Here is a 12,396-nt window from a genome sequence, read left to right on the forward strand (position 1 = left end):
TACGGATAAAAGTCTACTAATGTATCCGAGAATTATATCGGTCTATAAATTATTCTCATTCAAATATATAAATAAAGCCTGAAAATGTCAATCATTGTTTTAATTTCGTGATCAACTCCAAAGGAGAATCTATCACATCAGCATATTCTTCAACCTGTCCAAACCCGTACCGGGCAAATATAAAAGGTATACCTGCTTCTTTAGCCGCTTTGGCGTCCCCGGCCGTATCCCCGACATAAACCGGATTTTTCAAATTGTTTCTTTCAATCACCAGTTTGATATTTTCTGCTTTGGCTTTTCCGGTCCTTCCAGGGCATTCATAATCCGTAAAATATTTTTCCAGATGGGGATTAGCCTTAAAGAAGCACTCAATATAACCGTCCTGACAGTTGCTTACGATAAGAAGTTTATAATCTTTATGAAGCTCTTTTATAGCCTCTTCCATTCCATCATACATTTTGGCATTGTGTTTTGCCAGGTACTCACACTCATATTCGCAGCATTCTTTCATTATTTTTTTTGCTTTTTCTTCCGAAACACTTGTAAACAGCTTGACCGCAATATCGTCAAGAAGAAGCCCAAATAAGCTTTTTAGTTTTTCAGGTGTAATTTCATCAGTTACTTCGGGATACTTATTTCTTACAACCTCACTGAAGGCTATTGCCACCTCTTTGGTGGAATCCCATATGGTGCCGTCCATGTCAAAAATTATGCTATCGTACATTTAACTATCCTGACCTTTCTATGAAGCATTATATTTTATTAATAAATTTATAGTCTATTTATATATGTAAAAAATAATCCCATGTATGTTATAATGCCTAAAAATAAGCCCTATGTCAACCCTTCTTAAAGTATTTAAACTTGATTTTATAACTAAAAAAGACGGAACTTATGAACTTTAACGTAAAGAAATTGGGATTATTGCAAGGAAGCAGTATACACATGAAAATAAAAATACTGTTTAAAATAAAAATGGTATGCAGATAAGCATCACTTTGCATGATTACTTGGCAGGAAAATACCGCAAAATTTACTGCCAAAAAGTTACCTGTTTGATGTTTATATCCGCATACCATATATGATTATTAAACAGTCCCTTTATTATAGATAATCAGATTTACTCAAGACCGTAAAATTCTTTAGTGTCAAATTCCCAGTATGTATCCGTCATATCATTTACCGGGAAAATTTCTGTCATAACAAGATGATTACATTCGATATCCATATTTACACTTATTTTTCCGTCTTTGGCAAATACTTTTGAATCGTATCTTAAAGGTTTAGCTGCCTCTTTAAGGATTTCAGCCTGTTTTTTGGTTAAAGTACGGGGTTTTCCGAGATTGCTCCAGGTTTGGGCCGCATTGCCGTATTTACCGCCCACAACTTTAGTTACACTAAAATATTGCGCTTTTTCTGCCGGCAGTGTTATCTCATATGATACGGGATCTAAGGTTTTTCCGTCCCTCGGATCATGATAACTCCAGCCGATAAGGCAGTATCTGCCGTCTTTATCCTTGGTAACTATAATATTTTCATCACGGTAAATCAGTTCATTACCTGCTTTGGAAAAGAATTCAAAAGTATAAAACGTAGGCTTAGGTATCATATAATTAGCTACCAGGCCGAAACCACCGTGAAATACGGCCGCCGGAATTCCTTTTTCTTCAAACACATCACTGAATGTCCAATAGGAATAGCTTTGGGCGTAATCTCCCGCCTCGCTTAAAACTCTTGCTATAAAGGCTGCATTAAACGGTGTATCATGGACAGGGCAGACCGGATCATAGGAACTGTTAAACTCCGTGATATGTAATTCCTTATCCCTGACAATATCGTACTGGTCCATAATTTCTCTTGTCATTTTTAACTCATCAATCATATATGAAGGGTCAAACATTTCCTGGTACACATAGCGGCCTACTATTTTGGGCTGTTTTGCCATATAGCAATGTCTTGTTACCATGTCTATGGGTACATTATTATCCCGGCAGAACTTAAAGAAAGAATGCAGCCAGTTTTCGGTATCCACCCCACAGATAGCAGGGCCTCCTACCTTAAGGTCCGGATCAACTTCCTTTATTGCCCGGGCCGTACACTCATATAATTTAAAGTATTCATCCATAGTGCCAGCCCAAAAACCGATATTGGGTTCATTCCATACTTCAATGGGCCACTTTATAACCTCGTCCCTGCCATACCTTTCTATTAAATGAGTTAAAGTTGCCTTTACCATATCAACCCATTTATTATAGTCGGCCGGCGGAGTAACGTTTCCCTTCCAGTAAAATATGGTCCTGTCACCGCTTGCCAAGGCTTTAGGCATAAAGCCCAGTTCAATGTAAGGTCGGATATTGTTTTCAATATAATAATCAAAAATCCGATCCAGATATGTAAAATTGTAGTAAACAAACGGCTTTCCGTCCTTTTCAATTTCCTGATATATTCCCACATCGTCGCAAAACAAGCCGTGGCCTCTGATATATGAAAAGCCTATTTTATCCTGTACAAATTTTAAATGCTCCTGATATTCTTTTTGCAAAGCCAGGCCCATACGGCCGGTACCTACACAATGGGTCACATAATTATTAAAAGGTTTGCCCTTGCTTGATAATTGCAGTTGCTTTTTCATATACAACACCTCAGAATATTATCTCTTATATTTTTATAAAATTTTTGCTTACTCTTAATACCGTATAACTCTGCCTTCCTATACGAAAAACTTTAAAATTATTTAGGAAGCAAAATAATCAATCATTATAAATATTTTTATATTTGAAAACGTATCACATTCCATGAATGTTTATTTAATGTTGCTACGGCACAGTCAGATCCCATTTTGGTAATTCCATTATTATGGGGAGCTACATTTAAAGGATTTTCAGCCGTATTGGTAGCTTTCATATCGTCATTTTCAAGAACAATATGCTCGATAAGTTTTGCATTCTTAAAATCCCGCAAATCAATTTCAAGCTCAATATCTTCTTTAAGCGAACGGTTTACCGCAAATACGGTCAGTTCTTTCTTATCTTCATTCATTACGGCTATTGTTTCAATATAAGGCACATCTTTTACCTTTTCTGTACTGTAGCTGTCGCAGCTTACCACAGGGGTTAAGGCTACTCCTCTGCCGTAGTTTGACGCATGCATGAAAGGATAGAAAATAGTTTGTGCCCAGACGCTTCCTCCGTTTTCCGTCATGATAGGGGCTATAACATTGACCAGTTGGGCAAGGCAAGCAATTTTTACTCTGTCGCAGTTCTTTAACAGAGTAATAAGGAGACATCCTACCACCAAAGCATCTTCGAAAGTATAAATATCTTCCAATTGATGAGGTGCTATCTGCCAGGGCTCCAGTTTTTTATCCGCTTCATTGCTGTGGAACCAGACATTCCATTCGTCAAAGGATAAGTTTATAGTTTTATCCGAATGTTTAACAGCCTTTACATAATCACATATGGCTATTACGGACTTAATAAACTTATCCATATCCAGTGAGCAAGCTAAATAAGATTTTGTGTCATTGTCATGGTTTCCGTAATAATTATGAAGCGATATATAATCAATATAGTCATAAGTATGTTCAAGAACCGTAGCTTCCCATTTACCGAAAGTCGGCATATTAAGATGGGAACTGCCGCAGGCAACCAGTTCTATTGTAGGATCAAGCTGTCTCATGATTTTTGCCGTTTCACAGGCAATCCGGCCGTATTCCTCGGCTGTTTTGGCTCCCAACTGCCATGGGCCGTCCATTTCATTTCCCAAACACCAAACTTTGATATTGAAAGGTTCCTCAAATCCGTGGGACCTGCGTAAATCACTGTAATAAGTACCTTTGGGGAAGTTGCAGTACTCTAAAAGATTGCGGGCATCTTCAGGTCCTCTGGTACCTAGATTAACAGCCTGCATAACTTGCGAATTAGCTCTTTTTGCCCATTCCTGAAATTCACCGATACCTACTTCGTTTGTTTCAATAACGCGCCAGGCCAATTCTGCCCGTCTGGGCCTCTTTTCCTTAGGCCCGATACCGTCTTCCCATCTGTAACCTGAAACGAAATTTCCGCCCGGATAACGGACTATAGGCACATTAAGCTGTTTTACCATATCAAGAACATCTTTTCTGAAACCCATATCGTCAGCCGTGGGATGAGAAGGTTCATAAATACCGTGATATACAGCCCTTCCCAAATGCTCTATAAACGAACCATATAGCCTCTTGTCTATCTGTCCAACCTTAAAATCTTTATTTATAGTCAGTTTTGCCTTCATAATTAGTCATCCTTTCCAAGATTTGTATGATTAGTTGGGTCATTTACCTTAATATATAAAAATTTATAAATTTACCAACACATTTGCTTTTATAAACATTCTATGCCTATACGAAAATGTAAGCCTTTACCATTTAAACAGCATCTCGAGCATATCAACCGCACATTTTCTCCAAACATCCCATTCATGATATCCGGGATAGGTTCTGACTACGATATTATATCCTTCGGATGCCAGTTTATCTGCTTTAGGTTTTGCCACTTCAACCATCTCGGTTTCTTTATCACCCATTCCGACAAACAGCAAATGCATTTTATTATTAAATATTTCTGCCGATGCAAATGTTTCGGAATAATCATAATTTCCTAAAGAATCTACGCCTAAGGTTCCCTGGCTCTTGTAACTAAATCCTCCACTGAATATACCCAAAGCAGAAAATAGATCCAAATGCCCCAAAGCTGTCATTCTGGCATGGATGGAACCGAAAGATAATCCGGCTATAGCCCTGTAATTTCTGTCGTTAATAGTGCGGTATTTCTCATCAATCATCGGTACGCAGTCTTTACAAATAACTTCATCAATATCTTCAAGAATAAACCTGTCTTCACCGACTTGCTTAAAATTATATCCGCAGTTTAAGACTATAATCATTTCCTTGCATCTGCCTTCATGTATCAGGTTATCCATGATATAATTTATTTTCCCGTGCCACAACCAGCCGGTTTCGTTTTCACCGCCACCATGCTGCAAATAAAGTACGGGATACCTCTTATCGGTATTTTTTTCATAACCCGGAGGTGTGTAAACCCAGCAGTTTCTGTACCTTCCGGTTATACTTGACTTATATATTTCCATATGCACACTGCCGTGAGGAACATCCTTTAAAAGGTAATCGGTAAAATCGGGATCCGGAATTTCAATAAAGTTAACCGCATAAGATCCTCCGTATCCTACCGGCATCTGAGGATGGATAGTTTCAACCCCGTTAACAAAGTATGTATGATAATGAAAGCCCGGTCTTATGCCTTTTAAAACCGTTTTCCAGTACCCGGGCATTTCCTTGACAGGCTCAAAATCATAGTATCCGGGAAGAGAACCGCCAAAACCTTTTAATTGAACCGTCTCTGCTCCCGGTGCATAAAAAGTAATTTCAACGTCACCGTTGTCAAGAATCCTAAAACCAGGCACGTTTTCAAACTCTTTAAAATGTAATCTGCCGTTCCCTCCCGGTACCCTGGCTTGATTTATAGGGTCAAAATACAGGGCATGGCTATAAAGGGACTGATTTTTAGTTAAATCTTTATTCAACATATGCTATCACCTTCTTCTTAAAATTTTGATTTATTTTAAATGGGTATATGCCATACCGTTATTCGAAACTAAAGACTTAATAATACAAAACCAACACATAAGAAGTCTTGTCTAATGAAAAGGGGTGTCACAAACACCCCTTATATTTAAATTTACCTGTATATTTTCCGGTTTTTTCATATGTTTATATGATTGAGGTTTAGATGCTTTGCGTTAAGTAATATTTTATTTGGTTATAAACATTTCAATAGCCTTTTCAAGGTCGGATGCATCCTGATTTAAGGCTTTTACCGCTTCGTTCAGTCTGGTTACAGCCTCCAATTGCTCCTGAGCCGTAGCATCAACTTCCTGCGATGAAGCGGAGATTTCTTCTGCCACAGCAGAAATACTTTCGATAGCATTCAGTGTATGTACTTTGGATTGATTAATTTCACCGATGCTGCCTGCAATCTTTTCAAGTTTGTTGGCTAAGTCGTCAACATAAAGATTAATATTGTCAAACAGTTTTACAACGTTATTCAGACGGGCCTCGGTGTTTTGTGAAATTACTTCTGCCTGCTTAACCGTATTTACCGTAGTTTGTGTTTTTGCGATAATATTTTTAATAATCTCTTCTATTTCCTGTGCAGCCGCAACCGATCTGCCTGATAAATTCCTGATCTCATCGGCAACTACAGCAAAGCCTCTTCCGGCTTCACCGGCTCTGGCTGCTTCAATGGAAGCATTCAATGACAGTAAGTTTGTCTGGGCAGCTATTTCGTTTATAACAGCGATAATTTCCGTTATTACTTTCGATTCTCTTTCCAGTTCGGAAATATCCCTGATAGTTTCGTTGGTTACCCGCAAACTTTCATTTGCTGCTTTAGTAAGTTCTTCTATTACATTTATACCGTCTTTAACTATGCTTCTGGTAGTTTCCGCAATCTGTTCGATAGCTAAAGTATTGTCATGGACATTATTTATTTGATTAGCCAGATCATCACTCAGTTTTAAGCACCGCTGGGTATCCTCTGCTTGCTGGACATTTCCCTGCTGAATTTCCGATATGGCCAGTGTAATATTTTTTGAAGATGTCAACAGAAATTCGGAATTTTCGGAAACCTTTCTGGCAGATTCCACAACAGTCTGTCCTACTTTGGTTGCCTTATCAATTATTGCCTTAAGGTTTGCAATCATTTCGTTAATGCTTAGCGACAGCACACCGAATTCGTCATTTCGGATTTTATCAATTGCAGCTGTCAAATTTCCCTTTGAAGCCGAAGATAAAGTACTGATCATCGTTTTTATGGCTTTATCAAATCCATATGCGATAAATATCCCTATAGCCACCGCCAAAATAACAGCCAGTGACACAAGGAATATTGTAACTTTCATGATAGAGCCGGCCTGATCCCTAAGATACGAAGAGGGTATCATAGCACAGACAACGGCACCGCTGTTTCCGACTTTTGAATATATTAACTCATAATCCTGATTATTGTAATCAATGGTAAGATGATTATTAGCTTCCGGACTGCTATGTATATCCTGATATTCTTTAAGACCGGTAAAATGAGCTTCCTTGGCAATCCCGTCCGGAGTAATTTCCCTGCCATCCTGTGATATAAAAGCAATATAGCTGTTTTCAGGCAGATTTAACGTACTCATGGCTTCGGATATAACATTCATTGTTAGATCCATAAAAATATATCCGATTTGCTTTGACGATGAATTATAAAGAGGTTTTACCAATGTTATGGCATACTTATCTTTTGTGACATCCAGATGCTCATCAATAAAATCATGGTAACCCAGCCAAAGATTAACATTGGGATGTTCATTTATCACCTTGGCTTCTTCGGTTTCAATGAAAGCCGAATAAGGATCAAAATTATCATCAAAGGAGCCAAAGGATGTTATGGGTTTTCCCGTATTAGGAATAATGAAAATATTTTCTATATAGCGGTCGGAGGTAGCAATAGTTGAGACCTGACTTCTTGCTGCTTTATATGCGTTACCTTCCGCAAGAATATCTCCGGCATATTTGCCTGAATAATAATCTCTGATTTGAACATCAAACGTAAGAGAAACAGCTTTGTCTTCGATATTTTGTAATATCAAGCCAAAATATTCCCCGGTTTTATCGATTGACGCTATGGTTGCATCCGTAAAAATTTGAGTAATGGCTTTAGACGAACTTATGTAAGCGCTGATGCCTAAGATAACAATAAACACTACAGGTACCAAAAAACCAAAGATTAACTTGGTGCGTATACTTCCGGTTACCTTTGAGAAGATAGAATTTAACTTAATGTTTTTAGCCTTAGTCTTCACTCTTAACCTCCGTCCTTTGTAATTTAAATACATATTTCTGTAGATGTAAATCGTTTTACTATGATGTCCTTAATTAACTAATATATAAAATTATAATATATGTCAATAATACTTGTACAACATGTATAAAATTTTATGGATTTAGTAACATTTTTAGTATTTTTTGCTCAGCTTATTTTATTATCAACAAGCTAAAATTGAAAAACGAAGGGCAAGTTTACCAGTTTTATTCCAATGTAAATGAAGCCAGGCTTGCGCTTCCCTGTCCTTTATAAGTTATATATATGGCATGAATCCCGTCCGGTATTTCTATATCTGCCGAATATTCCTTCCATACATTTGAAAATACCACCGGTATTTTACCCAGGGCCGGCCCGTTCCATGATGTTTTTATTTCAAAATCTCCTCTGCAATATCCCCGGACTTTTATTTTTACCCGTTTAACCCCTTTGCAGTCAAAATATTTAAACCCGGCTGTTGCGGAATCTTTCATATTTGCAATATAGCCTATCTCTTCATCACCGTCTTTTCCGTCCTGGGTAATTTTAGGGAACTGATTATTCATCCATGCCCCTGTAAAATCCGTATAAACCGATTCTTCCCTGCAAAACAGATTGCAGGCTATATAAGCATAATACTCTCCTTTTCCAATTAGAGGACCGCCGTTTGATCCGCAGGAAGTCATTTCTACCTGAGGAATCGAGCCGTCTTCCAGGAAAGTAATTTCTTCCATACATCCCTGCCTGCTGAAGTTGGTACCGTTGGTATGCCTGTGGTAAAATACGTACCATTTGCCGTTTATCTCAATTATGCTTCCGTGATTATTTCCTCCGTAATACATGGGTTTATCTGCAGGTTTATAGGTACTTATACCCATATCACAATTACTTACTATAGTTCCCCCAAATTTAAAACCCTTGGTGGGATGCTTACTGGTAGCATAGCATAACTCATGCATAAGAACAGATGAGTATATAAAATAATATGTATCTCCTTTTTTTCTTATAGAGGGAGCTTCAAAAAATTCATGTCCTTCATAACCGCTGCCTTTGCTGTACGGTTCACTTGGTGCAATTATTACCGGAGGTTCAATAACCGTAAGCATATCGGCACTGCTTAAAACCGTTGCCATGGCACCGCTTCTGTTCTTATCTCCAACGGGACAAAAGCCCGTATATAGATAAACTTTATCGCCCTCTACCAAAACAGCCGGATCAAATTGGGGTTCATCTCCCTCTTTTTCGCCTAATCTGACCCCGTCAGGATAACGGACGTAACCATAGAACTTATATCTTCCCGCAGGTTTATCGCATACCGCAACCGATACTACGGAACTTTTGCTGTCGACATAATACAGATAATACCTCCCGTCCGGTCCTTTTGCCACATCGGGAGCATAAAGGCAAGAGTCCCTGTCATCGTTATTTTCCACATCTGTGGCTTCATAAATTACTCCCTCGTAGCGCCAGTCGGCCAGATCGTCTACCGGTGCAGACCAGCAGACATAATCGTTCAAACAGTATGCATAACCGTTAAAACGGTCATGGGAGCCGAACACATACACTCTGTCATCAAAAACATACGGTTCACCGTCGGGAATATATTCCCATGACGGAAGATACGGATTAAATCCTTGTTTTTTCATCTTTGCCTCCTTTTTCTAATGAAAGAATGTTTTAGCAATGGTTAAATGCTGCTTACCGATTCTCTTATAATCATCTGACACGGCAATTTTATTACTGTATGATTACTTTTTATCCTGCTTTCAATCATATTTAAAATTTTTTTTGCAGCTTCTATACCGATTGATTTAAGTGGAATGTCATTGGTTGTAAGTTTCGGCCTTAAATATTCTGAAATCACATTATTGTCATATCCGACAACTGAGATTTCTTTCCCTATGGATATATTGTTGTCATAAAAGTAATCGTAGGCACCGGCTGCCATCAGATCATTCATGCAAAAAACAGCCGTAATCCCTTCCTTAACTAATAATTCCGCACATTTATAACCCGACGGCCTGTACCAGTCGCCATATTTTATCCAATCCGGGTTAAATAAAATATGTTCTTCATATAATGCCTTCTGATATCCCAAAATTCGACCCTGGGCATGAAGGTTGCCGGCATCTCCGGAAATCACACCAATTCTTCGGTGTCCCATTGATATCAGATATTTAGTGATATCATATCCGCCTTTTTCGTCATCAAAAACGATTGAAGGTATTTGGGCCGACGTAGAAAGGCCGTACACCACAATTACCGGAATATTTAAGTTATACATTTCCAAATCTATGTAACGGCAGTGTCCCGCCACATACATTATGCCGTCCACCTTAACAGACAGCAGCTCCTGTATGGCGGGCTGTAGGACCGATTGAATTTTGTCTTTGTCTGAATACCATGTATTCTGCCATCTGTCATAAAGCCTTAGGTTTACAAGTATTGTACGATAATTGTTGTCATCACAATAAGCCATAATGGCTTCTACTATAGGCGGGGTGCTGAATAAATCCAGGTCTTCCGCAATAATACCTATAATTCTGGTTTTATTCTTTCTCATACCCTGTGCAAAATAATTAGGTTGATATCCTGTTTCTTTTACCACTTCCAAAATCCTTTGCTTGGTTTCTTCACTGACTTTAGGCTTGCCATTAAGGACATTGGAAACCGTACTGACAGAAACCCCGCACATTCTAGCTATATCTCTTAATGTTACCATTTATTTCAATCCCTTCTTAAAGGATTAGGTAAAACGTTTTACATATAATTATAATCACCATCATAAATAATTCAACTGAAATTTATTATTTATTTAAAAAATACAATATTATTTCCTGCTGCATTAAAGTGTTGATATATGGCATTTTATAATGTAAACTAGCTATAAAATGATATTCGAAGCAATAACATATGCAATTTTAATTTCTAATTTGATTTTTTGAATGTCTTATTTAGACATTAAGTATCGGATTTTCTGCTTAATCTTATATGGTATATACCGATGCTTAATGTAATGATAAAATTTTATCGAAAGGTATGATGACATATGAAGCAGATTGAAAGCTTTACCGTAGATCATTTAAGGTTACTTCCAGGTGTATACGTATCCAGAAAGGACAGACTGGGGAACGAAACCATAACGACTTTAGATCTTCGAATTACAAGGCCAAATTTTGAGCCTGTTATGAATACCGGAGAGATTCATGCCATAGAACATCTGGGAGCTACTTATCTTCGAAACCATAAAGATTATGCCGACAAAACCATTTACTTTGGCCCTATGGGATGCCGTACCGGATTTTATCTTCTTCTTGGCGGAGATTACAGTTCCAAAGATGTTGTACCTTTAATAATCGAAATGTTTGAATTTATCCGTGATTATGAAGGGGAAATTCCCGGTGCAGCTCCGATAAATTGCGGCAATTATCTGGATATGAATCTGACGATTGCAAAACACTTTGCAAAAAGATACCTTGACGAGGTACTGTACAATATAAATGATGAACGCCTGAATTATCCGGCATAACTAAATAATTCCATATAGATGTCACCGGAACTTAAGCCGTTTTACTGCCGATTATTAGCATGATTGTTATTCCCATGAATATACTATAATGAGTATGTACAATGGGAGAAGCTATGGCAGAGGACGGCTTACTTCATACTGCGGAAATCCTAAAAACCGCACTGCCCTATGTAGACGTAAAATCAAAACTGATTTTGGATTTGCTCGTTAAATTATATGAGCTTATTGCCTGCTTGCGCAATTTCAGGACCAAAGATATGGCTGCCTGTGGCTTTGAAAATACCGGCGAAAAAGTAGATGCGGAAGCATTGTTAAAAAAAATCAGACCGAGTTGTAACCAAAAGGAGCGGGCTTTTGTAGATAAAATATTAAATATATTTCAGGCCAAGAGAATTTTTGAAATGTATAATACATATATGGAAGCTATGAAAGCCATGGAAGGCTTTGACGGGTTTGCCGAAAATGACAACAGCAATGACAATACCTACAATTTCATGGATAGTTTTTCCGATTTTGATTTATCGGCCATTATAGGCGATGATAATATAGATGTAAACTTACATAAAGATAATAATACATACGCAGAAAATGATTTAAGCCCAGACAAAGACTATAGTTTAGCCAATGATCTAAGCTTGGACAACGGTTATAATTCAGCAAATGCTCTTATTAAAAGCAATAATTATATCTCTGACAATTATTTATACAACAACGATACCTTTAATGAAAATAATGACTATAATAAAAGCAATATTAATTACGCCAATGATCCTGATAACAATAACATAGACAACAATAGTCAAACTGAAAAACATCAGGCAACCAAAGAATCTCCTGACAATAGCAATTTAATCGAAGCACTTAAAGCCATGTTACCTCCGGAGCAGATAGAAACTTTTGAAAACCTGAGAATGCTTTTTGATTCTATGTCATATGATGATAATAAGAAACCTGAATCTGATAAGGAGTGATATT

The 12,396-nt window shown here is 37.7% G+C and carries 9 protein-coding genes; 2 read left to right on the plus strand and 7 right to left on the minus strand.

Annotated elements, in window-relative coordinates; all coding sequences use genetic code 11:
- Positions 1–91 precede the first annotated feature (91 nt).
- The 7 genes from HHT355_RS07675 to HHT355_RS07705 form a co-directional block, all read right to left on the minus strand.
- Complete coding sequence (locus HHT355_RS07675; protein WP_103202853.1) at positions 92–724, minus strand: HAD family hydrolase; 633 nt, start codon at positions 722–724, stop codon at positions 92–94.
- Between the two features lie 396 nt (positions 725–1,120).
- On the minus strand, positions 1,121–2,632 hold the full coding sequence (locus tag HHT355_RS07680; protein WP_103202854.1) for a GH39 family glycosyl hydrolase: 1,512 nt from the start codon (positions 2,630–2,632) through the stop codon (positions 1,121–1,123).
- 137 nt (positions 2,633–2,769) lie between these two features.
- Complete coding sequence (gene arfA, locus HHT355_RS07685) at positions 2,770–4,269, minus strand: arabinosylfuranosidase ArfA (protein ID WP_103202855.1); 1,500 nt, start codon at positions 4,267–4,269, stop codon at positions 2,770–2,772.
- A 126-nt stretch (positions 4,270–4,395) separates the two neighbouring features.
- On the minus strand, positions 4,396–5,580 hold the full coding sequence (locus HHT355_RS07690; protein ID WP_103202856.1) for an alpha/beta hydrolase-fold protein: 1,185 nt from the start codon (positions 5,578–5,580) through the stop codon (positions 4,396–4,398).
- 225 nt (positions 5,581–5,805) lie between these two features.
- A complete protein-coding gene (locus HHT355_RS07695) occupies positions 5,806–7,893 on the minus strand; it encodes a methyl-accepting chemotaxis protein (protein WP_158245928.1) in 2,088 nt (695 codons plus the stop codon).
- Between the two features lie 226 nt (positions 7,894–8,119).
- Positions 8,120–9,538, minus strand: coding sequence for a family 43 glycosylhydrolase (locus HHT355_RS07700; protein WP_103202858.1), 1,419 nt, complete (start codon positions 9,536–9,538; stop codon positions 8,120–8,122).
- Positions 9,539–9,579: 41 nt separating this feature from the next.
- Entirely contained in the window at positions 9,580–10,614 is a 1,035-nt protein-coding gene (locus HHT355_RS07705) for a LacI family DNA-binding transcriptional regulator (protein ID WP_103202859.1), read from the minus strand.
- Positions 10,615–10,941: 327 nt separating this feature from the next.
- Between HHT355_RS07705 and HHT355_RS07710 the strand changes: the two genes are divergently transcribed.
- Both HHT355_RS07710 and HHT355_RS07715 read left to right on the plus strand, forming a co-directional pair.
- Complete coding sequence (locus tag HHT355_RS07710) at positions 10,942–11,421, plus strand: S-ribosylhomocysteine lyase (RefSeq protein WP_103202860.1); 480 nt, start codon at positions 10,942–10,944, stop codon at positions 11,419–11,421.
- Between the two features lie 113 nt (positions 11,422–11,534).
- Positions 11,535–12,392 (plus strand): hypothetical protein, encoded by an 858-nt coding sequence (locus HHT355_RS07715; protein ID WP_146039179.1) that lies wholly within the window; start codon positions 11,535–11,537, stop codon positions 12,390–12,392.
- Positions 12,393–12,396 lie beyond the last annotated feature (4 nt).

This window comes from Herbinix hemicellulosilytica, assembly GCF_002904165.1.
Taxonomy (GTDB): Bacteria; Bacillota; Clostridia; order Lachnospirales; family Lachnospiraceae; genus Mobilitalea; species Mobilitalea hemicellulosilytica.

Bases quoted from the DNA above. Each gene is read 5' to 3' on its own strand.
- HHT355_RS07675 (WP_103202853.1), bottom strand. From the start codon at position 724: ATGTACGATAGCATAATTTTTGACATGGACGGCACCATATGGGATTCC.
- HHT355_RS07680 (WP_103202854.1), bottom strand. From the start codon at position 2,632: ATGAAAAAGCAACTGCAATTATCAAGCAAGGGCAAACCTTTTAATAAT.
- arfA (WP_103202855.1), bottom strand. From the start codon at position 4,269: ATGAAGGCAAAACTGACTATAAATAAAGATTTTAAGGTTGGACAGATA.
- HHT355_RS07690 (WP_103202856.1), bottom strand. From the start codon at position 5,580: ATGTTGAATAAAGATTTAACTAAAAATCAGTCCCTTTATAGCCATGCC.
- HHT355_RS07700 (WP_103202858.1), bottom strand. From the start codon at position 9,538: ATGAAAAAACAAGGATTTAATCCGTATCTTCCGTCATGGGAATATATT.
- HHT355_RS07705 (WP_103202859.1), bottom strand. From the start codon at position 10,614: ATGGTAACATTAAGAGATATAGCTAGAATGTGCGGGGTTTCTGTCAGT.
- HHT355_RS07710 (WP_103202860.1), top strand. From the start codon at position 10,942: ATGAAGCAGATTGAAAGCTTTACCGTAGATCATTTAAGGTTACTTCCA.
- HHT355_RS07715 (WP_146039179.1), top strand. From the start codon at position 11,535: ATGGCAGAGGACGGCTTACTTCATACTGCGGAAATCCTAAAAACCGCA.